Source organism: Chenggangzhangella methanolivorans, from assembly GCF_019797865.1.
GTDB classification, from domain to species: Bacteria; Pseudomonadota; Alphaproteobacteria; order Rhizobiales; family Methylopilaceae; genus Methylopila; species Methylopila methanolivorans.
This window is the reverse complement of sequence record NZ_CP081869.1, coordinates 1,745,859-1,769,794: the sequence shown is the minus strand read 5'-3', so window position 1 is coordinate 1,769,794 and position 23,936 is coordinate 1,745,859. Positions and strand designations below refer to the sequence as shown.

The 23,936-nt window shown below is 69.8% G+C and carries 13 protein-coding genes and 7 pseudogenes; 8 read left to right on the top strand and 12 right to left on the bottom strand.

Features of this window, described 5'->3' with window-relative positions; all coding sequences use genetic code 11:
* Positions 1 to 172: 172 nt before the first annotated feature.
* The 5 genes and pseudogenes from K6K41_RS09245 to K6K41_RS09225 all read right to left on the bottom strand — a co-directional run bounded on the left by K6K41_RS09245 (position 173) and on the right by K6K41_RS09225 (position 6,511).
* A complete protein-coding gene (locus tag K6K41_RS09245) occupies positions 173 to 2,689 on the bottom strand; it encodes a glycoside hydrolase family 2 protein (RefSeq protein WP_261404790.1) in 2,517 nt (838 codons plus the stop codon).
* Between the two features lie 168 nt (positions 2,690 to 2,857).
* Positions 2,858 to 3,866 (bottom strand): annotated as a pseudogene (locus K6K41_RS09240) (DUF1839 family protein).
* Between the two features lie 213 nt (positions 3,867 to 4,079).
* Positions 4,080 to 5,018: an amino acid--[acyl-carrier-protein] ligase gene (locus K6K41_RS09235; RefSeq protein ID WP_261404789.1), complete on the bottom strand. Its 939-nt coding sequence runs from the start codon at positions 5,016 to 5,018 to the stop codon at positions 4,080 to 4,082.
* A 5-nt stretch (positions 5,019 to 5,023) separates the two neighbouring features.
* Positions 5,024 to 6,212: pseudogene (locus K6K41_RS09230) on the bottom strand (acyl-CoA dehydrogenase family protein).
* 50 nt (positions 6,213 to 6,262) lie between these two features.
* A complete protein-coding gene (locus K6K41_RS09225) occupies positions 6,263 to 6,511 on the bottom strand; it encodes an acyl carrier protein (RefSeq protein WP_261404788.1) in 249 nt (82 codons plus the stop codon).
* Positions 6,512 to 6,945: 434 nt separating this feature from the next.
* Here K6K41_RS09225 and K6K41_RS09220 point away from each other — a divergent pair, with 434 nt between their 5' ends.
* Both K6K41_RS09220 and K6K41_RS09215 read left to right on the top strand, forming a co-directional pair.
* A complete protein-coding gene (locus K6K41_RS09220; RefSeq protein WP_261404787.1) occupies positions 6,946 to 7,917 on the top strand; it encodes an acyltransferase family protein in 972 nt (323 codons plus the stop codon).
* Entirely contained in the window at positions 7,812 to 8,141 is a 330-nt protein-coding gene (locus K6K41_RS09215; protein WP_261404786.1) for an acyltransferase family protein, read from the top strand. Before K6K41_RS09220 ends, K6K41_RS09215 begins: the two co-directional genes overlap by 106 nt.
* On the opposite strand, the gene K6K41_RS09210 is transcribed toward K6K41_RS09215, so the two are convergent.
* From K6K41_RS09210 to K6K41_RS09200, 3 genes are read right to left on the bottom strand one after another with little or no spacing between them, the layout of a single operon-like run.
* A complete protein-coding gene (locus tag K6K41_RS09210) occupies positions 8,108 to 9,364 on the bottom strand; it encodes a hypothetical protein (protein WP_261404785.1) in 1,257 nt (418 codons plus the stop codon). The genes K6K41_RS09215 and K6K41_RS09210 overlap by 34 nt on opposite strands.
* On the bottom strand, positions 9,361 to 10,716 hold the full coding sequence (locus K6K41_RS09205; RefSeq protein ID WP_261404784.1) for a GumC family protein: 1,356 nt from the start codon (positions 10,714 to 10,716) through the stop codon (positions 9,361 to 9,363). The genes K6K41_RS09210 and K6K41_RS09205 overlap by 4 nt, the downstream gene beginning before the upstream one ends.
* Positions 10,713 to 11,417, bottom strand: a complete 705-nt coding sequence (locus tag K6K41_RS09200; protein WP_261404783.1) for a Wzz/FepE/Etk N-terminal domain-containing protein — start codon at positions 11,415 to 11,417, stop codon at positions 10,713 to 10,715. Before K6K41_RS09200 ends, K6K41_RS09205 begins: the two co-directional genes overlap by 4 nt.
* Positions 11,418 to 11,703: 286 nt before the next feature.
* Between K6K41_RS09200 and K6K41_RS30325 the strand changes: the two are divergent.
* The 6 genes and pseudogenes from K6K41_RS30325 (at position 11,704) to K6K41_RS09165 (ending at position 19,280) form a co-directional block, all read left to right on the top strand.
* Positions 11,704 to 12,526 (top strand): annotated as a pseudogene (locus tag K6K41_RS30325) (WecB/TagA/CpsF family glycosyltransferase).
* A 261-nt stretch (positions 12,527 to 12,787) separates the two neighbouring features.
* Positions 12,788 to 13,855 carry a glycosyltransferase gene (locus K6K41_RS09185; protein ID WP_261404780.1) on the top strand — a complete coding sequence of 356 codons (1,068 nt, stop codon included), beginning with the start codon at positions 12,788 to 12,790 and terminating at the stop codon, positions 13,853 to 13,855.
* Positions 13,852 to 15,213, top strand: coding sequence for a lipopolysaccharide biosynthesis protein (locus K6K41_RS09180; RefSeq protein WP_261404779.1), 1,362 nt, complete (start codon positions 13,852 to 13,854; stop codon positions 15,211 to 15,213). The genes K6K41_RS09185 and K6K41_RS09180 overlap by 4 nt, the downstream gene beginning before the upstream one ends.
* Positions 15,214 to 15,247: 34 nt before the next feature.
* Entirely contained in the window at positions 15,248 to 17,080 is a 1,833-nt protein-coding gene (locus tag K6K41_RS09175) for an alpha/beta hydrolase family protein (protein WP_261404778.1), read from the top strand.
* Complete coding sequence (locus K6K41_RS09170) at positions 17,077 to 18,114, top strand: glycoside hydrolase family 5 protein (RefSeq protein ID WP_261404777.1); 1,038 nt, start codon at positions 17,077 to 17,079, stop codon at positions 18,112 to 18,114. Before K6K41_RS09175 ends, K6K41_RS09170 begins: the two co-directional genes overlap by 4 nt.
* Positions 18,111 to 19,280 (top strand): annotated as a pseudogene (locus K6K41_RS09165) (glycosyltransferase family 4 protein). Before K6K41_RS09170 ends, K6K41_RS09165 begins: the two are co-directional and overlap by 4 nt.
* Before the next feature lie 22 nt (positions 19,281 to 19,302).
* On the opposite strand, the pseudogene K6K41_RS09160 reads toward K6K41_RS09165, so the two are convergent.
* From K6K41_RS09160 to K6K41_RS09145, 4 genes and pseudogenes are all read right to left on the bottom strand, one after another.
* Positions 19,303 to 21,724, bottom strand: a pseudogene (locus K6K41_RS09160) (efflux RND transporter permease subunit).
* A 136-nt stretch (positions 21,725 to 21,860) separates the two neighbouring features.
* A pseudogene (locus K6K41_RS09155) lies at positions 21,861 to 22,310 on the bottom strand (efflux RND transporter permease subunit); the annotation flags it as partial.
* 85 nt (positions 22,311 to 22,395) lie between these two features.
* Positions 22,396 to 22,482, bottom strand: a pseudogene (locus K6K41_RS09150) (hypothetical protein); the annotation flags it as partial.
* Positions 22,483 to 22,494: 12 nt separating this feature from the next.
* On the bottom strand, positions 22,495 to 23,667 hold the full coding sequence (locus K6K41_RS09145) for an efflux RND transporter periplasmic adaptor subunit (RefSeq protein ID WP_261404776.1): 1,173 nt from the start codon (positions 23,665 to 23,667) through the stop codon (positions 22,495 to 22,497).
* Positions 23,668 to 23,936: the final 269 nt, after the last annotated feature.

The window sequence follows — 23,936 nt, the reverse complement described above, 5'->3', positions numbered from 1 at the left end:
GGTCCGACCGACTTAGCGGGTCGCGGGAGGAGATGTCGAGTGCGCCCCCCTTGTCCCGGACTTGATCCGGGACCCAGAACCGATGCGGATTCAAGGCGAGGCGATCGGCGTCCGCGCATTGATCGAGAAGCGTCTCGGTTCTGGGTCCCGGATCAAGTCCGGGACAAGAAAGTCAGTACGTCGCTTCGTCGAGGCTGTTGAGCGCGCGAACCACGCCGCCCGGCGCGCCGGTGCCTTCTTTCCGCGCCACGAGCGCGATGCGCTTCTCCCGGCCCGGGGCGAGGTGCAGCCAGTTCTCCGCCGGCCGCCACGCCTCGTCGGAGATGTGGACCGACTGCGCGAAACGCTCGCTCTTCAGCACGAGCTCCGGCGCGTCCGGCTCGCCCTCGACGCGCGCGGAAAGCCCGAGCGCGGCGCGCGGCCGCGCGCGGCCGAGCGGGAAGTGGAACGCCTCGGCGAGCACTGCCCCGGTCCTGGCGCAGGTCAGCGCCGCGCTCGTGACGTCGTGGCTCGGAGGCCCGAACTTGTACGCATAGGAGATGTCGAAGAACCGGCCGATCAGCTCGAAGGCCGACAGCGTCTGGGCCTCGCGGCTCGCGACTGCGACGGCGCGAGAGGCGGCGACTACCGGGGCCGCGCCGTCGCGCCAGCAGGTGAGCGAGAGCTCGGCCTCCAGCGGTTCGGGGCGCTCGTTGATCACGTGGAGCGCGATCCCGTTGACGCCCTCGTCGGTGATCGAGAGCTGGACGGGCCGGAACGCGCGCTTGAGCCCGTGCCAGGCCGATTTCGGCTCGCCGTCGGAGGCGATCACGCCCCAGCCGGCGCCGGGCATGAGATCCTGCAGCAGCCAGACCAGCGCGCCGCGGGTGGCTGAGCCGGGGCGGCGGAACTCGGCGTAGGCCTCCTCCAGAACGTCCGGAACGACCGCGCGCGACAGCGCGAAATAGCGCTCCGGATCCTCGCGCTTCAGCTCCAGCGTCGAGACGCCGTAGAGGCGCTCGACATAGTGGTCGCGCACGTCCTCGAAGTCCCAAGCCGCGCCCATGTCGCGCGGCACGCCGCGCTTCCAGTCGGGCGTGTGGGTGACGGGCGAAATCTTCGCGCGGGCGAGCGAGACGTCTTCCGGCACGTTGGAGAAGGCGAGGCTCTCGGAGGCGAAGCGCACCCGCGCGCGGCGGGCGTCCTCCAGCGGGCGGCGATAGGCCCCGACGCCGTAGTAATGCGTTACGCCCTGGTCGGCGATGAAGGGCAGGTGGCCGCCGGACGGCGAGTTCGGGACATAGGGAACATCCGGCCGCAGCTCCTTCAGCGCTTCGGGCAGCGCCTCGTCGAACACCGGCCCGCCCCAGGCGTCGGCGGGCGCGCCGAGCATGGCGGCCTGCTGGAACACCTCCGAGCCGCCGCAGAACACGGCGAGGCAGGCGTTGGTCTGCGTGCGGTCGAGGAAGCTTTCGGCCTCGCGCCGGACCGACTCCCGAAACGCCTCGTCGGCCTGCGGGTAGTCGAAATTCGCGAGCATCGCCTCCTGCCAGACCATGATCCCGAGCTCGTCGCAGAGCGCGAAGAAGTCGTCGGTCTCGTAGGCCATGACGCCGGGGACGCGGATCATGTTCATGCCGGCCTCGCGCGCGAGGCGGAGCCACGGCTTGTAAGCCTCGCGGGAGCCCGCAAGCGAGACCGCGTCCGCGCTCGACCAGCAGGCGCCGCGGGCGAAGACGGGGACGCCGTTGATCACGAGCCCAAAACCGTCGCCGTCCGCGTCGCGGTCGACCGCGATCGAGCGGAAGCCGACGCGGCCGAGGTCGAAGGTCTCGCCGTCGAGGGTGACGGAGAGATCATGCAGCGCCGGTTCGCCATGGGTGTGCGGGAACCACGGCGCGACGCCGGGGAGGGCGAGGTCGGCGACGAGGCGGCCGTTTTCCTCTTGAACGAGGGGGGCGGTGAGGCCGGCGCACCGAACCACACCGTCATGCCCGAGCTTTGCTCGGGTATCCACGACTTGGTCGTCGCGCTCGACGCTCCCAGAAAGTCGTGGATGCCCGGCCGCCGCCGGGCATGACGGTCGAGGTTTTAGCGTGACCTTGAGACGACCGACGCCGTCCTCGTAAGCCGTCCGCACGTCGATCTTCGGCATCGCGCCCTCGACGCGCCAGATCGGGCGCCACGGGCCGGTCGGCCGGCCCGCAGGACTCCAGCCGGGCGTCGAGCCGAGCGCGGTGGTGCGGAAGAAGCGCAGCCCGTTCGGCTGGATCATCTGCGGCCGCCAGCGCGAGCGTTTTGGCGCGGCGGCGAGTCTGGGCCCGAGCGCCCGGAAGCAGATCGCGACCTCGGCCCCGGCCGCGAGGTCGACGTCGAGGGTCACCGGCTCGAACATCGAGCGGCTCTCGGCGCGCTTCTCTCCGTCAATCCAGATCTCGGAGACGATCGCGAGCCCGTCGAAGACGAGCGAGCCGGAAAGCGGCTCGGAGAGTCGCGTGCGGAGCCAGTGGTCTTTCGCGTCGATCGCGTGCGCCGAGGCGTCGGTCAGCGCCTTCTGCGCCCGCAGCGCGCCGGCGATCGTTCCGGGGACCTCGAACGGCGCCCAGCCCGCGTCAGGCAGGTCGGCGGGCGAGGCGTGCGCGTCCGCGGCCGTCGCGAGAACGCTCCATCCGTCGATAGGCGCGCGGTGCGAGGTGCGGAACGAGGCCATAGGTCAATGGGCCGCGGCGGAAAGCGAGTGCGTGCTTCGAGACGCCTCGCTGGCGCGAGGCTCCTCAGCATGAGGAAGCTTCAGGAGGTGGAACACAGAACTCAACACGCCACCGTTCCTCATGCTGAGGAGCCGGCGCAGCCGGCGTCTCGAAGCACGCAGTTCGTCTCAGTCCGGAAACCGGGCCACGAGCGCCGCGATCAGCCGGTCATGCGCGGCCTCGACGCCCGCGAGCGAGGCGTCGAGCCTCGCGAAGGACATCTGGCGCACCGAGCGCGCGAGATGGAGCTGCGCGACCTTCGCGCCCTCCGCGATCTCGAGGCTCGCGGCTCTCGCCTCGCACAGCCCGTCGAGCGGCAGCCAGCCGAGATGGTCGGCGTAGAGCTCGAAATTGGCGCCGAGCTGGCGCAGCGTGTTGAAGGCGTAGTGGTGAAAGGCCTCGATCTCGCGGGCCGCGAGCGCGCCGGCCTGGGCCGCGACCACCTTGCGGAACGCCGCGACCGGATTCTGCTCGGGGCGCCGGCGAACATGGCGGATGAAGATCGGCAGCGCCGCGGCCGCCGTCTCCTCGCGCGTCGGCAGGCGCTTCGGGAAGCCGACCATCTCGGCGTAAGGATACTGCCGGTCCTCGCGCGCAAGGCCCGGAAGCAGCCGAAACAGACCGTCGAAATCCTCTCCGCTCGCGCGGAAGAAGCCCTCGTTGTGGAAGTAGTCGAGCTCGCGCGCTTGGGCGTCGATCCGGTTGATCGCGACCGTCGTCTTGCCGTGGGCCTCGCGATAGGTGACGCCGCGGGTGTCGGGCAGGTAGTGGCTGTCGAGCTCGATCAGCACGAGGCGGCCGCGCGCGGCCTGCAGCTCGAGATGTCCGACGAGGTCGTCGTAGAGCGCAAGCTCGGTGGCGCGCAGGCCGTAGCGCCTCGAGATCCTCGAGCGGCGGCTTGAAGAAGGTGAACTGGTCGCCCTCGAAGTCCTGGGAGATCGCGAAGCCGAAGGCCGCCGCGGGCTCCAGCCCGAGCGCGCCCAGAACCTCGATCCAGAGATCGGCGTAGCAGTTGGTCTGCGGCCAGTTGCGTTCGGGCGCATGCATCGCATGGCTCGTCCAGACGATCGGGTCGATCGGCAGCACGCGCGGCGCGGCCGCTCCGGGCGTCTCGCGAAGGAGGGCGCGGGCGCTCATTGCATGCCCATCGAGACGGGATAGGAGGCGCCGCCGCCGAACTGCTGCGCGGGCGCGGGCGGGCCGCCGGCCGCTGGGCCTGCTGCTGCTGTTGTTGCTGCTGCTGGACGCCGCCCGCCGACGGCGTCGCGGAGACGACGCTGAGCGCGCCGGCGCCGTGGGCGCGCGGAGCCGCGCGCCGGTCGGCGAAGCGCACGATGCCTTCGTAGTCCATCATCCCCAGAGCGCCTTCCGCACGCTCTTCGGCCAGGCGTCGACGTCGAGGCCGTGATGCTTGAAGAGCGCGAGCGCCACGCGCTCGAGGCCGAAGCCGACGCAGGCCGTGTGGGCGGTCTCGCCGTCGGCGTCGATCAGGCCCCAGGTCGTGCCGAAATGATCCTGGTGGTAGTTGAACGAGAGGCAGGCGGTCGGCTTCTCCTCGCTCTCGATCGGGATCAGCATCTCGAACTTCAGGCCCTGGTCGCGCTGGTTGTTCTTCAGCATGCGGCCCGAACGCCCGAAGAACGGGTCGTTGGCGAGGTCGACATGCACCGGCACGCCGAGCTTCTTCATCATGACCTCGCCCTTCTCGAGCCAGGCGGCGCGGAAGGTCTGCACCTGCTTGGGCTTCCCGAAGCGCACGAACTCGCGCATCCGGAACATCTGCATGCGCGCCGGATCCTTCGAGGGCTCGTGGCGGAAGCAGTAGGACTGGAGGTCGAACAGCGCGCCGTCGGACTTCAGCGGTCCGCGCTTGGCCACGATCGGGTAGAGCGTGTAGCAGGCGGCCGGCGTCAGCACGACGCCGGTGGTCTTCTGCTGGCCGGTCCAGTCCTCGTTGTTCTGGAGCTTCTCCAGCAGGTCGAAATGACCGCGGTCGTCGCCCATGAACGAGTGGATCGTGCCGGCGAGCTGCGGGAACGACTTCATGTAGCCAGACCGCTCGAAGTGGAAGCGGTTCATGGCCGGCGGGAAGCGCATGACTTCCGGCGCCATCGGGTTCGCGCCCTCGGCCCCGGTGCGGGTCACCAGATCCTCGAAGCGGGCGATGACGTCCTCGAAGACGCCCGACCGGCCGTAGATGCCGTCGATCCCGGTGTCGATCAGGATGCCGTGGGAGATGAGCTGCTCGAGCAGCGTGGTCGGTTCGACGTCAGCGCAGACGACGCACATGGGCGTTACCTCAGCAGGCTGGCGTCGTGCTTGTACACGGCCAGTAGGTTGGAGACGTTTCCGAGGATGCGGTCGTTGTTGATCATGATCGGCGACGACAGCGCGTCGCGCATCGCGCGGGCGAGGCTGTAGGGGCTGTCGTTGCGGTATCCGAGGATGCCGCAGATCAGGAAGGCGGCCTGCACGATCTCGCAGACGCCTTGGCTGGCCGACAGCTTGATCGCGTTCATCGCGACGCCGAAGCCGATCGAGGTCAGCTCGTCGGCGTCCGAGCGGGCGCGCTCGTAGCGGTCGATGCCGGCGACGACGAGCGCCTTCATCTGCTGCTGCTTGGTCAGAAGCTCGGCGAGGCGCAGCGCGCTCGGCGGCGTGGCGCCCGGGCGCTTGCGGGCCTCGGCGCGCACGAAGGCTTCCGACCGCGCGACCGCGTCGGAGGCGACGCCGTGCCAGACCGAAGCCCAGAGCAGATGCGCGTAAGGCAACATCGACTGCGCCGAGATCTCGGCGAAGGGCGTGGCGATGATCTGCCTGGCGGGCGCGCGGCCCTCGAAGGTGAAGTTGTCCGAGCAGGTGCCGCGCATGCCCATCGTGTTCCAGGCGCCGGTCTTTTCGAGCCGGTACTGGTCGGCGCATCACGGCCATCACCTGGTCGGAAGCCGGGGCGTCGGGCGTGCGGCGGGACGTGATGAGGATCGCGTCGGCCTGCGCGCCATAGGAGATCAGGCAGCCTTCCTTGACGAGGGCGAAGTCGTCGCCGTCGCGCTCGACGCCGCAGATCGACTGGCGCATGTCGCCGCCGACGCCGCCGCCCTCGGTGGTGGAGGCGAGCAAGAGCTGCTCGTCGGCGCAGGCGCGCATGAAGCCGCGCATCCACTCGTCGTCGAGGCAATGCTCGGTGAGGCTCGACGTCTTGATCTGGTGCATGGAGTAGATCATGCCGGTCGAGGCGCAGCCCTGCGCCAGCACCGAACAGATCTCCGACACGCAGGCGACGCTCGCGCCTTCGCCGCCGAGTTCGCGCGGGATCATGATCCCGAGCAGCCGCTCGCGCTTGAGCGCGTCGAAAGCCTCGCGCGGGAAGCGGGCGTCGGCGTCCACCTCTTCGGCGTGGGCGGCCGCGATCTTGGCGATCTCGCGCGCCTTCTTGACGAGCGCGCGCTCGCTCTCCGCCGCTCGGGCGGCCGCGCCGGGAATGACGAGCGAGAGCGCGTCGGCGAGGTCGTCGCGTCGGGCGGCGGCGGTTGTCACGCGGCGGCCTCGGTCTGGACCATCTGGACCGCGGCGGCGATCGCCGAGATCGAGGCGAAGTTGCGCCGGTTCAGCATGCGGTCCGGGAACTCGATGCCGAACTCTTCCTCGAGCGCCATCATGACCTCGACCGAGCCGAAGGAGGTGAGGCCCGCGGCGTGGAGGTCGGCGTCGTCGGCGAGGGTGTCGGCGGCGACCGGAAGGCGGCCGTGCTTTGCGAGGATGTCGCGGATGGCGTCTTTCATCGGTTCGGTCTCCCGTCGTCGGACAGCGACGCCGTTGGAGAGCTAGAGCCTCCAGCGGCGCGCGGCCTCGCTTGTCTGAGAGGCGACCATAGGCGGGGAGACTTAACGCCGAGTTGCTCCAACTGAGTTTTAATTAGAATTTGCGGGTGTCTTTATAGTATAATTTCAGTGAACGCCGATGCGCGAATTTCGGGGCGTCAAACTCGATCGTGCGCCCTCGAATCTCAAAATTATGTATCAAAATCAGTATTTTATCGCATCTCAGGAAAGCGCAGGCAGGCGTTCTTTTCCGTGCGCTGCGCAAGGCGCCGTTTACCTTGACGCCAAAAGCGCCTGATCAGAGGCGCGCCGGGCTCGTTCAATTCAAGTAAAAGGCGAGATAATCTGTCCGTGAGCGCGGCTTCGCGTCCGCTCCGCCGACCAGGAGCTCCAACTTGCGCAGCATTGGTGAGCGGCTTGAAGAACATGGCGGCGTCGGGCCAGGCTTCGACGCGGTGCGGATCGGCCTCGCGTTCCTGATCCTCTACATCCACTGCGCGCTGCTTGATCCGGACCCCGCCCGCGAGGCGCTGCCGCTCTTCCCCTACGCCCCGATCGCCAGATGGGCGTTGGACTTCGCCGTGCTGCCGCTGTTCTTCGCGCTGTCGGGGTTTCTGGTCGCAGGCAGCGTCGAGCGGTTGCCGCTCAACCAGTTCCTCACGAACCGCGCGCTGCGCATCTTTCCCGCGCTCGGCGTCGAGATCGCGCTGTCGGCGCTGATCCTCGGGCCGCTGCTGACGAGCTTCGCGCTCGGGGCCTATTTCTCCGACCCGGCTTTCCTGAAGTACTTCCTCAACATCCTCGGGCTGATCCACTACCAGCTGCCGGGCGTGTTCCTGTCGAACCCGCAGGCAGGCATCGTGAACGGCGCGCTGTGGACGGTGCCGCACGAGCTCACCTGCTACGCGCTGCTGACCGCGCTCGTGCTGTGCGGGGTCTATCGTCGGCGCTGGCTGCTGCTCGCCGCGACCGTGGCGCTGTTCGCGGTCTCGATCGCCGTTTATCTCGCGCCGCATCTCGGCCTTCGCTTGCCGGGCCAGGACGCGCTGACCTATCTCTTCGTCACCCGCGGCGCGGCGCGGCTGGTTCCGCTCTTCCTGGTCGGGCTGCTGATCTACCGCTTCCGCGCGAGATCCCGTGCAAGGGCGAGATCGCGGCGCTTGCGGCGCTCGCCTATGTGGCGCTGTCGCAGTTCGGCTCGCCCGAATGGCTCGCCAATCCGCTGTTCTCCGCCGCGACCGCGCCGCTGCTCGGCTACGTCGTGGTCTATCTCGGCCTGTCGCGGCGGCTCGAGTTCAGGATCCTTAAGGGCCGCGACTACTCCTACGGGGTCTATCTCTACGGCTACCCGCTGCAGCAGGCGCTGATCCAGCTGTTCCCCGGCGTCTGGAGCGTGGCGACCTTCTTCGCGGCCTCGGTCGCGGCGAGCCTCGCGATGGCGGCCTTCTCCTGGAACGTGATCGAGAAGCCGATCCTGAGGCTGCGGCGGCGCTGGTCGGTGGCGGCGCAAATCCATGCGGGACCGGAGACGGCCCCGACGGCCGAGGCGCGGGCGCTTCAGGCCCAGCCGGCGGCTGTCGCGGTCCGGTAGGGGCGGGCGCCGGCCGCGCTCGGCTCGGGGTCGGCCGCGCCGCCGGCCACGCCCAGCATGAACCAGAGCAGCGCCGCGGTCTTGATGGTGTAGACCGAGTCCGAGATCAGCAGCAGCAGGCACACATAGGTGGCCGCCGCCGCCTTGAAGCGCCAGGCGCGGCGGGATCCGTCCGGCAGCAGCACGAACAGCGCCCAGAGCGCCGCGAAGCCGATGAGCCCGATCTGGTTCAGCGAATAGGCGTAGCCGGAATCCGACAGGAACGGCTTGTCGGGCGAGAGGCCGAACACGGCCTCGGGGCTGAGCGAGGTGACCAGCATCGCGGTCCAGAGGATGCGGCCGCCGAAATCGTTTGACCACGTCTTTTCCGCCGTCGTCAGCCCGTAGACCGCGAGCGCCGACAGGATCAGCAGGGGCATCGCGACGAACACGGCCTTGGGCAGCCGCCCCGAGAACAGGAAGGCGATCGCCGCGGCGACCGACACCGAGGCGCCGAAGCGGGCGTCGGCGAGCACGATCGCGGTCGCGCCCATCAGCGCGAGCGTCAGGCGGAACCGCATGGTCTTCCGGTAGAGCGCCCAGAGGATCAGGATCGCGCCGAAATTGCCGGTCGAGACCGGCTCGAGAAACACCGACGAGGCCCGGTGCGGCCCGAGAAACGGCAGCAGCGCGCGCGCGTCCGGCCGCATGCCGCTCTGGAACAGCGCGCCGGCGTCGGCGCCCACGTCGCTCGGCGCGACGGTGCCGCGCGCGACGTAGTAGCGGATGATGTTGAACACCGAGGTGTAGGCGTCGAGCGCGAGGAATTCGAACAGCCCGAAGGCGACCACTAACGCGCCCGACCACAACGCCGCGCGGTCGGCGAGGCGGGGATCGGGCATGCGCCGGCCAAGCGCGTAGAACGCGATCGGGATCATGATGTCGCGCACGGCCTTGGGGTCGATCATCGGCCGCAGCGCCATCAGGAACGCGGCGTAGGAGAGGAATGCCGCGAGCAGCACGTAGAGGCCGAGCGAGCGGCCGAGCGCGAACGAGAACGCGACGACGAGGATCACGCCCTCGGCGCCCATCACCAGGGTCTCGTTGACCGCGAACACGTTGGTGTTGGCGAAGCAGAGCGCGGCGTTGAAGAGCAGCGCCGCGAGCAGGACGAAAAGCGTGACGGCCGGATGCGCGCGGTCGCGCAGCGACGGCGGCGCGTAGCCGGCCGCCCCGAAGGTCACGCCCAGGCCTTCTCGGTCCGAGCCTTGCTCCGCCCGAAAAGTCCGCGTCCCGGCGCGAAGCGGGAGGCGGCGGAGGGGGACTGGATCGAGAGCGCGGCGATGATCCGCTCGGCCGTCGGATCGAGCGTCGCGACGGTCTCGCGCAGCGCCCGCCGGGGCGTCGCGCCGGCGGCGAAGACGAGCAGGATCGCGTCTGCCGAAGGCGCCGAGACCGCGAGGTTGGCGGGGTCGTCGTCGCAATAGATCAGGTAGTTCGAGCGCTCGGACGCGCCGCCCTCGCGGCTGCGCAGAACGCCCGCGGCCTCGCGCTCCAGCACCGCGCCCTGCTGGCGCGGCTGCGGCTCGACCAGCGGCGCGGCGATGCGCTCGACATGCATCGGCGCGCCGGGCCCCTGCTGACGGCAGATCCAGCCGCCGTCGCCGAGATCGGCGAGCGCACGGCCGAGCGCCGTCGTCACGGCGCGCGTGGCGACCGGATCGAGGCCGGGCGTCGCCGCCACCATCACGATGGCGGGCTCGTTGGAAGCGGCCAGACGCTGCAGGCGGCGCGCGACCGCGGCCATCCGCGAGCGGTCGCGCTCGTCGAGGCGGCCGTTCGGGCCGAGCCGCAGATCCGCGAAGCCCGCGACGCCGAACATGTCGGCGACCGCCTTGGCGTTGGGAGCCGCGCCGCGGATGAGATCCTTGAGGAAGACGAGCGCGAGCCCGAGACACGCGCCGAAGATGAGGGCCGCGGGCAGCACGATGAGCGCCGGCGCGCGCGACGGCCGCACCGGGACGGCCGCGGCCGAGATCAGCCGGGAATTGCTGGTGTCGATCGCGGCCTGCTGCTCGAGCTCCTTGGCGCGGCCGAGCGAGGCTTCATAGACCGAGCGCACCGCCGCGGCTTCGCTTTCGAGCTGGCGCAGCCGGATTTCGGCCTCGCTGCTCGTGACCTGCGAGCGGGTGAGGGAGCCGGCGCGCTCCCGCAGCTTGCCGAGATTGGCTTTGGCCTGATCAAATTCCTGTGTCACCGAGCCGCGGACGCGGTCGAGTTCGTCTGCGAGCAGCTTGCGGGCGGCCGAAAGTTCGCCGCGCGCCTCCATCAGCCTCGGATGGCGCGGAAGCAGGGTTTCGGCCATGCGCGCCGCCTCGCGGGCGGCGACGGCGTATTGCGTCCGCAGCGCGACGATCGACGGGGAGTTGATCGCCTCGGGGATGCGGTCGGACAGCAGCGCGTCGGGGCCGAGCTTGGCGAGCTGGTCCTTGCGGGCGGAGACCCGGGCGAGCTCGGTCTCGGCCGTCGAGATCTCGCTGTAGAGGTCTTTGAGCTGCTGGTTGACGATCAGCCCGGCTTCGCCGGTCGAGATCAAGCCGTTGTCGCTGCGGAACTTTTCGACCGCGGTCTCGGCGTCGCTGAGCTGCCGGCGGAGGTTGGAGAGCTGCCCGAGCAGCGTGTCGTTGGCCCGCCGCGCGGCCGAGCCGCGACCTTCGGAGCCCTGCCGCAGATAGATCGAGACGAGGCGGTTCGCGATCGCGGGCGGCCTTCTCGGCGTTGGGATGCGACACCGTGACGTCGAACACCAGCGAGGCGTCGACGCGCCGCACCACGATCGAACGCCTCAGATTCTCGAGGATCGTGGCGCGAACCGGCCCGCCGCCTGTGTCCGCGCCGGTCAGGCGCGCGAGCAGGCCGGGACCGCCGCGGAAACACCGGGTCCTGGTCGAGCTTCAGCTCGTCGACCAACTGGTCGAGGATCGAGTTCGACACGATGACCAGCGCCTGGCTGTCGATGTTGGCGAAGTCGATCGAGGCCGCGGTGTCGCTGCGCACGATGTCCTTGCCGACGACCTGAAGGGCCGCCGGGTCGACGAGAATCTCGGCGGTCGCGCGGAAAAGCGGCGTCTGCATCGAGAGATAGGCGCCGGCGAGCAGGCCGCAGCCGATCGCGCAGGCGGCGATCAGCACGACGCCGCGGCGCGCAAGGCCCGCGAAATCGGCCACGCCGCTTGCGATCGCTTCTTCCGCGCTCGGCGGCGCGACGCCGCGCATGCTGGCCGGGGGCTGCGACACTCGGATCTCCGTCACGCTCCCGTCGACGAACACCCGCGAGGCCCGGACGCGCCAGAGAGACCGGGCCAACGTCTCTGGTTACGGTTAATTTTCAATAAACGGAGGGTAAGGTTTAACCTTAACCGAATATTGTCGTGGAAGATCGAATTCTTCGATATGTTTCAGAGTTTATTTTAGATGGGTCATGTAAGCGATATTGAGACAAGTACAGGAAATTTTGGGCTGAAACGACAAACGCTTGGCCGCGGTTCGCTCCGCGGACGGCTCATTCGGGCGGTGCTGGAACGTGGCTTCGCAAACTCCCCCCTATGACGGACCCGAACGGCGCGTGACGCAGCAGTTCCTGTGCGTCGGGGGCCTTGAGATACCTTACGTCTCCCGAGCCCGGGCGGTCGCGGCGATCGACCGGTCGCTCGAAGGAGCGGGCCAGATCCGCGTGGCGTTCGCGAACGCCAACACCATGCTGCAGGCGATGACCTCGACCGAGTACGCCCGCGCGTTCAACTCGTTCCTGGTCCTCAACGACGGCGTCGGGATCGACATCTGCTCGCGGCTCTTCAACGGCCGCCGGTTCGATGAAAACCTCAACGGCACCGACTTCACGCCGGCGCTGCTGCGCGAGAGCCGGCACGACTTCCGGATCTTTCTGCTCGGCGGCAAGCCCGGCGTCGCCGAGGACGCCGCCTCGAAATTCGCCGAGGCCCATCCGCGGCACAAGGTCGTGGGCGTCCACAACGGCTATTTCGAGGACGCCGACGCGCCGGACGTGATCGCGCGGATCAACGCCTCGAAGGCCGATCTGGTGCTCGTCGCGCTTGGCAACCCGCCAGGAGCAGTTCGTCGCGACCCATGCGCGCGACATCGAGGCGCCGGTCATCCTGATGGTCGGGGCGCTGTTCGATTTCGTCGCCGGCCGCGTCATCCGCGCGCCGCGGTTCGTTCGGGCCGCGCGCGCCGAATGGATGTTCCGCCTGCTGCAGGAGCCGCGTCGCCTCGGACGCCGCTACACGCTCGACGTGGTGCGGTTCCTGGCGCGCCTGCTCTGGATGAAGACCTCAAGGCGGCGTCGTCCGTCGTCGATCAAGCGGCGCCTGCGCCCCGAGAACTGAACCTGCGGCGCCTGCGCGTTTCTGACGTCGACGCCCCCCGAAAGGGGCCCCACCGGAGATCACCGACCCGACCATGACCGACGCTTCGACGATACGAGACGGACGACTGCGCATCCTGATGGCCTGCGCGGCGTTTCCGCCTTTCATCGACGGCGGCGGGCCGATCTCGGCCATGATCGTGGCCAAGCTGCTGATCGCGGCCGGCCACGAGGTCGAGGTCGTCAACGTCTCGGCGAGGACAGGGCGCGAGGTTTCGACGGCGTGCCGGTGCGGCGTCTCAAGAGCCTCAACGTCGACTGGAACTACCGCCTGCCGCGGCCGGCCTGGAAGAAGGCGCTGTGGCACGCGCTCGAGAACTTCAATCCGCGCGCCTTCCTCGTCATGCGCCGCGAGATCCGGCGGTTCCGGCCCGACGTGGTGCTGACGGATTCGATCGAGAACGTGAACGTCGCCACATGGGCCGCGGCGAAGTCCTGCGGGCTGCCGACCGTCCACATCCTGCGCTCGGCATTCCTGCTCTGCTGGAAGGCGAGCATGCGCAAGGGCGACGCCAATTGCGGGCGCGCCTGCGGCTCCTGCCAGGCGTCCTCGGTCGGCAAGAAGCTGTCGTCGCGCTTCGTCGACGCGGTGGTGGGCGAGACCGCGTTCATCGTCGGCCGCCATCTCGAGCACGGCTATTTTCCGAACGCCTCGACCCATGTGGTCCCCGGCGCGGTGCGGCCGGTCGACGGCGCCGCGCCACGGCCCGCGCCCCGGGGCCGGCCCGTGCGCTTCGGCTTCATCGGCGTGCATGATCCGGTGAAGGGGCTGGACACGCTCGCTGCCGCCGCCCGCAGGCTCGAGGCGCGCGACGACGTCGAGTTCGTGATCGCGGGCTCCGGCCCGCAGGACTACGCCGCGCGCCTGCGCGACGCCTTCCCGGCCAGGACGCGCTTCCTCGGCTGGACGCGTCCTGAGGACTTCTTCCCCGAGATCGACGTCCTCGTCGTGCCCTCGCTGTTCCGCGAGCCCTTCGGGCGCGTCGTGGTGGAGGCCTTCGCGCAAGGGACGCCGGTGATCGGCGCGCGCTCGGGCGGCATTCCGGAAAGCATCGAGGAGGGCGTCAGCGGCGCCATCGTCGAGCCCGGCGACGACGAAGGCCTCGCGGGCGCGATCGCGGCCCTCGCCGACGACAGGGACGAGATCGCGCGGCTCTCCGCCGGCGCCCTGCGCGCGGCCGCCCGCTATCGTCCCGAGGCGATCGCGGCGCGCTTCGACGCGGTCTTCGCATCGCTGAGGCCCGCCCCGACATCCGCGCGCCGCATCGACGCCGCGGAGGCGCGGGCATGATCGCGCTTCTCCGCTCGCCCCGCTTTCTCGAGCTGCGCCGCTTCGCCTCGGCGTTCACCTCGCGCTTCGGCTCGACCTTCCTCAGCTTCCTCGTGCTGCTGGTGGCGAGCCGCCTGCTCGCGATCGAGGAATACGGCCTTTACGTCTTCCTGTTCTCGATCGGCAGCGCGCTCGGGCTCATCGCCGTGCTCGGCCAGCAGATCCTCGTGGTGAAGCACTATCGCCGCGCCGCCGCCTCCGGCGATCCGCTGAACGACGCGATGCTGCTGTTCAACGCTCGCTGGCTCGTGCTCGGCTGCGGCGCGCTCCTCACCGCCGCGCTCGCGCTGTTCCTCCTCCGCGCAGAGCTGCCGCACCCTTACGATTATCTCTGGGTCGCGCTGCTGTTCGGCGCCGCCTTCGCGGTGAGCGAATATCTCCAGAGCTACTTCCGCATCCACGGCAGCATCAACCTGTCGCTCATTCCGCGCGAGATCGCCTGGCGGATCGCCTCGGCCGCGGGGCTTGCGGGCGCGGCCCTGCTCGGCGTCCCGACCGGCGGCGTCGCCGCCATGGCGATCGTGACCGTGCTGCTCGGCGCCGCGACCGCCTATCAGGCGGTCCACTTCCTGCGCGACGAAGGCCTCGACTGGCTCCGCAAGCCGTCGCCCGCGCCGGCCGAATGGCGCGCCGAGACCGGCTATTTCATCGCCAACAACGTGCTGAACTCCGCGCAGGCCTATCTCGAGACCATCGTGATCGGCGCGCTGATGGGGCTCGACAAGGCGGCGTTCTATTTCGTCGCCGTGCGCATCGCGATGCTGCTCACTCTGCCGGTCACCGCCATCGACACGGTCGGCATCCCGCTCATCGCCGAGCGCTTCCAGCGCGAGGACAAGAGCGGCGCGCAGCGGCTCATCGGCAAGCTCTCGTTCGGCGCCTTCTGCATCTCGATGTTCGGCGCGCTCTGCCTCGCGGTGCTCGCGCCCTTCGTGCTGACGCTGTTCAACGCCGAGTTCGCGCGCCACGCCGACGTGCTCGCGGTGCTGTGCGCGCTCGCGGTCAGCCAGGCGTTCTTCGGCCCGGGCTCCTGGCTTCTGATGATCGGCGGCGGCGAACGCTTCTTCCTGATCGCGCGGCTGGTCCTCTTCGTCCTCTATCTCGGGCTGCTCTACGTGATGGGCCAGGCCTTCGGGCTGATCGGGATCGCGGGCGCCGGGCTCATCTTCTCGATCGCCTCCAACTACGCCGCCGCCCGCTGGATCGCCTCGGTCTGGGGCATCGACAACATGGCCACCGCCTTCCTTCGCCCCTTCCTGCTCGGCGGCCGTCCGGGCGGGCAGACGACGCTCCGCGCGCGTCTGGAACCTGCGGAATGACCCGCTTTTCCGCCGCCTCACGCGAGACTTCACGATGATCGCCGCAGCAGCAGTCGCAGATCTTTCGCCGCCCGACACCGCGGCTTCGGCCCGCGCCCGGATCGCAGCGCTTGCGCGCGTCGGCCATGAAGCGGCGGGCGTGCACGCCTCCGCCCACGGCCAGCCGGTCGTGTTCGGCTCCACCATGGGCTTCCTCTATCCGGGGCGCGCTCCGGTCGCGGTGCTGATGGTCGGCGCCGTCGGCTATGAGGAGATGTGCGTGCGCACCACTTGGCGGGCGCTCGCGGAGGGGATCTCGGCCGCCGGCGCGCCGTGCCTGCGCTTCGACCTGCCGGGCGTCGGCGACGCGCTCGAACCGGCCGATCCGCAAGGGCTGGACGACTGGCGGGCGGCGGTCGTCGAGGCGGCCCGGTTCCTGCGCGCGGCTACCGGCCGCGAGCGCATCGCGGTGGTGGGGCAGGGCATGGGCGGCGCGCTGGCGGCGCTCGTCGCGCGCGATCTCGGGGCTGTCGAGGGCGTCGCCTTCATGGCGCCGGTGACGAGCGGCAAGATCTACGTGCGCGAGCTCTCGCTCTGGGGCGCGATGCTCACCGACCGGATCGGCATCGGCCCCGACCCGGACCATGCCGGCGGCTGCGTGGTCGGCGGGATCGCCATCGAGCCCGGCCGGCTTGCGGCCCTCAAGGCGGTCGATCTCCAGAAGCTCGAAACCGCGCCCGCGCCCCGCGCGCTGATGGTCGGCCGCGCCAACCACGGCGGCGACGAGCGCTTCGCGGAGCGCCTCGAAGCGCTCGGCTGCGCGGTCGAGCGCACGGTCTATGAGGGCTACGAGGTCATCGCGAGCGATCCGACCCAGGCGCGTCCGCATCCCGAACTCGTGGCCAAGGTCGCCGGCTGGCTCGCCTCGCTCGCGCCGGCCGCAGGGGCTGAGCCGACGCCCGAGCCCGTGGCCTTCCTTCCGACCGCCCTTGTGGGCGACGGCTTCCGCGAACGCCCGCTGCGCTTCGGCCCGGACGGACGGTTGTTCGGCGTGCTGTGCGAGCCCGAGACGCCGCGCGCCGGACCCGCGATCGTCTTCGCCAACGCCGGCCGCGACTATCATGTCGGCTGGGCGCGCACGACCATCGACCAGGCCCGCGCCTTCGCGCGGATGGGTCTCGCCTCGCTTCGCATCGACACCGCGGGCGTCGGCGACAGCCCGGCGACGCCGGGCTTTTCCGACGAGATCCTCTATTCCGACGAGCAGGTCACCGACACGGTGGCGGCCGTCGAGGAGCTTGCGCGGCAGGGCTACGACCGGGTCGGCCTCGTCGGCCGCTGCAGCGGCGCCTATGCGGTGTTCCACGCCGCCTGCCGCGACGCGCGCGTCACTGACCTAGTGATGATCAACACCGAGCGCTTCGTGTGGGATCCGCGCGAGAACATCCATGAGGCGCTGCGCTACGCCCACCGCTCGATCGGCGACTTCGGCGCGACGCTGTGGCGGCGCAACGGCCTCTCGCGGCTCCTGAAGGGCCAGCTCCGCGTCGTGCCGGCGGCCAAATACGTGATCCAGCGCATGATCCGCAAAGCCTCGGTGCGGCTCGCCCCGGTGCTCGGGGGGCTGACGCCGGAGGCCAAGATCTATCGCGAGGTGCATCGCCGCTTCCAGGCGCTCGCCGACCGCAAGACCAATGTCTGGATCGTCTATTCGGTCGGCGATCTCGGCCTGATCGAGCTCGACACCCATTTCGGGCGCGGCGGCCGGCGGCTCGCCGGCTATCCGAACGTGCGGCGCGCGATGGTCGAGGACGCCGACCACAACTTCACCCACAAGGGCGCGCGGGCGCGCCTGTTCAAGACGCTGTCGGACGTCTTCGTCAGGTGAGGATCCCGAAGCTCTCGGCGCTCGCGGCGGCGGCGGCGCTGAGCCTCGCCGCCGGCGTCGCTTCGGCCGAGCCGTGCCTGCGCGGCGTCAATGTCGCGGGCGCCGAGTTCGGGGATCTGCCGGGCAAGGCCGACAAGGACTACGCCTATCCGTCCGAAGAGGCGCTGAAGCGCATCGCCGCCGACGGCGCGACCGCGATCCGCCTGCCGTTCCGCTGGGAGCGGCTGCAGCCGAAGCTCGGACGCGCCTTCGACACGGCGGAGCTCGCGCGGCTTTCCGCAACGGTGGACGCAGCCGGTCGCGTCGGCCTGATCGTCATCCTCGATCCGCACAACTACGCCTATTACAACAAGGCGCGGATCGGGACGTCGGGCGCGAGCGTGTCCGGCTTCGCCGACTTCTGGGCGCGGCTCGCGGCCCGCTTCAAGACGCGCCCGACCGTCGTGTTCTCGCTGATGAACGAGCCCTACGACATTTCGGCGGCTGACTGGGCCAAGGCCTCCAACGCCGCCATCGAGGCGATCCGCAAGACGGGCGCGCTCAATTTCCTGATCGTGCCGGGCACGGCCTACACCGGCGCCCACAGCTGGGCGAGCGACCTCGCGACCGGCCGCAACGACCGCGAGATGCTGGCGGTCTCCGACCCGCTCGACCGCTTCGCCTTCGATTTCCACCAGTATCTCGACGCCGACTTCTCCGGCCGCTCGCCCGACTGTCCCGCGGCCGACCGCGCGATCCGCGCCATCGACGACGTCTCCGCCTGGCTGAAGGCGAACGGCAAGCGCGGCTTCCTGGGCGAGGTCGCGGCTTCGTCCCAGCCCCAATGCGTCGCGGCGTTCAAGACCATGATCAAGAAGCTCAACGACGCGCCCGATCTCTGGATCGGCTGGACCGCGTGGAGCGCCGGCGCCTGGTGGCCGCGCGACTACATGTTCAACCTCGAGCCGACGGCCGCCGGCGACGCGCCGCAATGGGCCGCGCTCAAACCTCTGCTGGCCGACGGCGCGGCCTGCGACCTCGCGGGGCGGCCGTGAACGCCGCGCCCCGTCCCGGCGGCTTCGAAGCGGACGCGCGCGCGAAACGGCTGTCGATCGTCCATGTGGTGCGGCAGTTCCACCCGAACCGCGGCGGCCTCGAGGACGTCGTGGCGAACCTCGCCCGCGAGCAGATCCGCCGCGGAGACGCCCCGCGGGTCGTGACGCTCGACCGGCTGTTCTCCGATCCGGCCGCGCGGCTGCCCGAGACCGACGCGCTCGACGGGATTCCGATCCGCCGCATTCCCTGGCGGGGCTCGAAGCGCTATCCGCTCGCGCCAGCCGTCTTCCGCCACCTCGCGGGCGCCGATCTCGTCCATGTCCACGCCGTCGACTTCTTCTTCGACGCGCTGGCGTTGGCCAAGCCCCTCCACCGGCTGCCGCTCGTCGCCACCACCCATGGCGGCTTCTTCCACACGGCGGATTTTTCGGGGCTGAAGCGCCTGTGGTTCAACGGGCCGACGCGCGCGACCGCGAACCTCTACGACGCGATCGCGGCCTGCAGCGAAAGCGACGCGGCGGCGTTCCGCACGATCGCGCCGTCGCGACGAGCGTGGTGGAGAACGGGGCGAACGTCGCGAAATTCGCCGCCGCCTCGAGCGCCGCGCCGGTCCGCCGCGTGGTGACGCTCGGAAGGTTCTCGAAAAACAAGCGAATCGACGGCTGGCGGCGGCGGTGGGCCTCCTCGCAAAACGCCACGCCGGATGGCGGCTCGACATCGTCGGCCAGCCCTCCGACTGGTCGGAGGAAGAGGTTGCGCCGGATGGCGCAGGCCGCGGGTCTTGGCGAGGCGGCCACGATTCATGTCGGCCTGGAGAACGTTCAGGTCGCCGAGGTGATGCGCGGCGCCTCGATCTTCGCATCCGCCTCGGAATTCGAGGGGTTCGGCGTCGCGCGTGGAGGCGATGAGCGCGGGGCTCGCCCCGGTCGTCCAGCCGAACGCCGCCTTCGCCGGGCTCGCCCGCCGCCACCGCGACATCCGCCTCGCCGATTTCGCCGATCCGGAAGCCGCCGCCGACGCGATCGAGGCCGCCCACGCCGCGCTCGAAGCCGATGAGGCTCTAAGGACGAGGCTCCAGGCCGAGGCTCAGGGCTACGCCTGGGCGGCCGTCGCGGAACGCTACGACGAGGTCTATCGCGACGCGATCGCGCGCGCGGGACGCTGACCGTCCCGGCGCGCGCGAAGGCTCATTCCGCCGGGGCGAGCGCGCCGGTCGCGGGGGCCGGCTTCGACGCTTCCTTGCCCGCCGCCATCCGGCGGCAGACGACGTAGAACACCGGCGTGAAGATCAGGCCGAAGAACGTCACCCCGATCATCCCGTAGAACACCGAGGTGCCGAGCGCCTGACGCATCTCCGCGCCTGCGCCCGTCGCGATGGCGAGCGGCAGCACGCCGAGGATGAAGGCGAGCGAGGTCATCAGGATCGGGCGAAGGCGCTGCTTGGCCGCCATGATGGCGGCCCGCGCGCGCGGCTGGCCGCGCTCCTCGTTCTGCTTGGCGAACTCGACGATCAGGATCGCGTTCTTGGCCGCAAGGCCGATCAGCGCCACGAAGCCGGCCTGCGCCAGGATGTCGACCGGCATGCCGCGGATCTGCAGGCCTGTGGCGGCCGCGAGCAGACACATCGGCACGATCAGGATGATGGCGAGCGGCAGCGTCCAGCTTTCATACTGGCCGGCGAGCAGCAGGAAGACGAGCAGAACCGCGGCGCCGAACACCAGCATGCCGGCGTTGCGCGAGCTTCTCCTGGAGGCTGAGCTCGGTCCACTGGAAGCCGTAGCCGGGCGGAAGCGTCTCGGCCGCGACCCGCTCCATCGCCGCCATCGCCTGGCCGGAGGAGACGCCGGCCGCGGCCGATCCCTGGATCTCGGCGGCGGGGAAGAGGTTGTAGCGCGGCACGCGATAGGCGCCGGTGATCTCGCGGAACGAGGCGACGGAGGACAGCGGCACCATTTCACCGGAGTCGCTGCGCGTCTTGAAGCGGCCGATCGCCTCGAGGTCCTGGCGGTAGGGGCCGTCGGCCTGCGCGGCGACGCGGTAGGTGCGGCCGAGCATGTTGAAGTCGTTGATGTAGGCCGAACCGAGATAGACCTCGAGCGCCTCGAACACCCGGTCGGCCGGCACCCCGATCATCTCCGACTTCACGCGGTCGATGTCGGCGAAGACCTTCGGCGTGCCGGTGTTGAAGGGCGAGAACACGCGGGAAAGCTCGGGCTGGCGGTTCGCCGCAGCGACCAGCTGGTTGGCGACCCGGCCGATTTCTTCCGGAGTCGCGCCCGTCTGGTTGGTCAGCATCATCTTGAAGCCGCCGGTGTTGCCGATGCCGCGCACCGAGGGCGGCAGCACCGTCACGATCTGGGCGTCCTGGATCTCCGACAGGCGCTGGTTCACGGTCTCGACCATCGCCCGAAGCGACTGCTCGGGCTTTCCGGCGCGCTGGTCGTGCGGCTTCAGGATGGTGAAGACGCGGCCGACATTCGAGGCGTTGGTGCCGGTCGCGCCGTCGATGCCGCTCGACGAGACGAGCACCTGGATGCCCTCGACCCCTTTGAGCTTCTCGGTGATCTGCGCCACCACGGCGTCGGCGCGGTCGAGCGAGGCGCCGGGCGGCAGGCGGAAGATCGTGACGAGCTGCGCCTGGTCCTGCTCGGGGATGAAGCCGGTGGGCGAGCGCGCGATCTGGAAGCCCGCAAGGCCCACGAGCCCGACATAGACCAGCAAAGCGAGGCCCGTGACGCGCAGGATCCGGGCGGTCATCCGGCCGTAAGCCGCCGACATCCGGTCGAAGGCGCGGTTGAACAGGCCGAAGAACCAGTTGAGCGCGCGCATCGGCCAGAACCGGGCGGGCTTTTCGTGGTGGTCATGCGCCTTGAGCAGGATGGCGCAAAGCGCAGGACTGAGCGTCAGCGACACGAAGGCCGAGATCAGCGTCGCGACCGAGATCGTCACGGCGAACTGCTCGAAGAACCGCCCTGGAATGCCGGGCAGGAACGCGGCCGGCACGAACACCGCCATCAGCACCAGCGCGATCGCGATCAGCGCGACGCCGACCTCGTCCATGGTGACGTGGGCGGCCTCGCGCGGCGTCATGCCTTCGGCGAGGTTCCGCTCGACGTTCTCCACGACGATGATGGCGTCGTCGACCACGATGCCGATCGCGAGCACCAGGCCGAGCAGCGACAGCGTGTTGAGCGAATAGCCGAGCATCGCCATCACGGCGAAGGTGCCGACCAGCGACACCGGGATCGCGGCGATCGGCACGATGGCGGCGCGCCAGCGCTGCAGGAACAGGATGACGACCAGCGCGACCAGGATCACGGCCTCGATGATCGTCGTGTAGACCGCGTTGACCGAGGCGGCGACGAAGCGGGTCGGGTCGAAGTTGATCTGGTGCTCGACGCCCGGCGGGAAGCTCTTTGCGAGCTCCGCCATGGTCGAGCGCACCTCGTCGGCGGTGGCGAGCGCGTTGCCGCCCGGCAGCTGGAACACGCCGACGCCGACGCCTGCGAACTCGTTGATGAAGGTCTTGTCGGTGACCGTCTGGCTCGCGACCTCGACGCGGCCGATGTCGCGCACGCGCGTCACCCGGCCCTCTTCGGTCTTGAGCACGATCTCCTCGAACTGACGCGGCTCGGTCAGACGTCCGAGCGCCTCGACGTTTGAGCTGGAAGGCGCGGCTCGAGGCGACCGGCGGCTGATTCACGACGCCGGCCGAGATCTGGACGTTCTGGGCCCTGAGCGCGGAGACGATTTCGCCGGCCGTGAGGTTGCGCTCGGCCGCCTTGTCGGGGTCGAGCCAGACCACCATGGAAAGGTCCTGCGCGCCGAGCATGCGCACGTCGCCGACGCCGTTGATGCGGGCGAGCACGTCGCGGATCGCGAGGTTCACGTAGTTCGAGATGTAGAGCTGGTCCCGGCTGTTGTCGGGCGAGCGCATATGCACCGCGAGCAGCAGGTCCGGCGAGGATTTGCGGACCGTCACGCCCTGGCGGGAGACGCTCTCCGGCAACCGCGGCAGGGCGAGCGAGAGCCGGTTCTGGACCAGCACCTGCGCCTTGTCGAGGTCGGTCCCGAGCTGGAACGTGACCGTGGTGGTGAGCTGGCCGTCGCCGGTCGACTGGGAGGACATGTAGAGCATGTCCTCGACGCCGTTGATCTGCTGTTCGATCGGCGTCGCGACCGTGTCGCTGACCACCTGCGCCGAAGCGCCGGGATAGTTTGGCGCGGATCACCACCGTGGGCGGGACGATCTCGGGATATTGCGCGACCGGCAGCGAGAAGAAGCTCGCGGCTCCGAGCAGCGTGATGAGGATCGAGATGACCGCGGCGAAGATCGGCCGGTCGATGCAGAAATGGGCGAGCCGCATGGATGTCTCCCGTCAGCTCGCCGGAACGTCGTTTTGCTCGATCGATCCCGGTTGCGGGCGGACCGGCTGATTGGGCTTGGCCTGCATCAGCCCGTTGATCACGACGCGCTCGTTGGCCTTCAGGCCCTCGCGCACGATGATCAGCCCGCCGCGCTGCGCGGGGCCGAGCTTGATCTGGCGCTGACGCACGACGTTGCCGTCGTCCACCACGAGCGCGACCTTGTTGTACTGGTCGTTCATCACCGCGCTTTCGGGGATCAGCACCGCCTCGTAGGCGTCGCCGCGCGGCAGGCGGATGCGGCCGAACTGACCGGGCGTCAGCGCGCCGTCGGGGTTCGGGAAGGTGGCGCGCGCCCGGATGGTGCCGGAGCCGGGCCGCAGGCGGTTGTCGAGGAAGTCGAGCACGCCGGATTGCGTCCAGCTGGCCTCGCCGTCCTGGCGGGCGTCGACCTTCATGCCATGGCCGTCGCGGGCCGCCGAGCCCGGCGCGCGGCGGCGCGCCCGGAGGTCGCCCTCGGAGATGTCGAAGGTGAAGTAGAGATTGTCCTGCGCCACGACGTTGGTGAGCACCGTCGAGGCGCCGTCGCCGGTCACGAGGTTGCCGAGGTCGATGCGGCGGTTCGAGACGCGCCCGCGCAGCGGCGAGCGCACCTCGGTGAAGTCGAGGTCGAGCCGGGCGCGCTTCAGCGCGGCCTCTGCGGCGCGCAGGTTCGCGTCCGCCGCCTGGCGCTGCTGCACGCGCTGTTCGTGGGTCGCGACCGCGATGTTGGAGGAGCGCACGAGCTCCTGGCTGCGCTTGGCGTCGGCTTCGGCGAAGGTGAGCTGCGCCCGCGCGCCGGCGAGCGTCGCCTCGGCCTGGGCGAGCGCCGTCTCGTAAGGCCGCTGGTCGATGACGAACAGCGTTTGGCCGGCCTCGACCACCTGTCCGTCGGTGAAGTTGATCTCGGTGATGTAGCCGGAGACGCGCGGGCGGATCTCGACGGTCGCGGTCGGCTCGAACCGGCCGGTGAACTCGTCGTAGTCGACGAGCTTCTGCACGAGCGGGGCCGCGACCGTCACCGCCGGAGGCGGCGCGGCGGGCGTCTGCGCGGTGGAGGGGACGACGTTGCGGCTGTAGAAGAACGCGCCGGCGCCCGCGACGAGCGCGACCGCTGTGAAGACGCCGATCGGGCCTCTGGCTCGCATGTCGCGCTTCTCCCGTCGACCGTGGCTTACATCGTGCGGCGTCGGTTTTTGCCGCATTGCAGCATGGTAGTGCGCTGCGCCGCCCGCGCCGCTCACAATGTCGTCGACGCCTGAGGGCCGGGCGTCGATCGACGGCGGAGCGGCCCCTCGTCGGCGCGCCTACGTCCTTGGTCTAGCCGAAGCCTGTCGCAGGACTCTCCCGGGAGAGCGTCCCGAACGTCGCGAGTTGTATCAGGCGGGCCGGGCGCGACAGTTTGATACAATTTCGG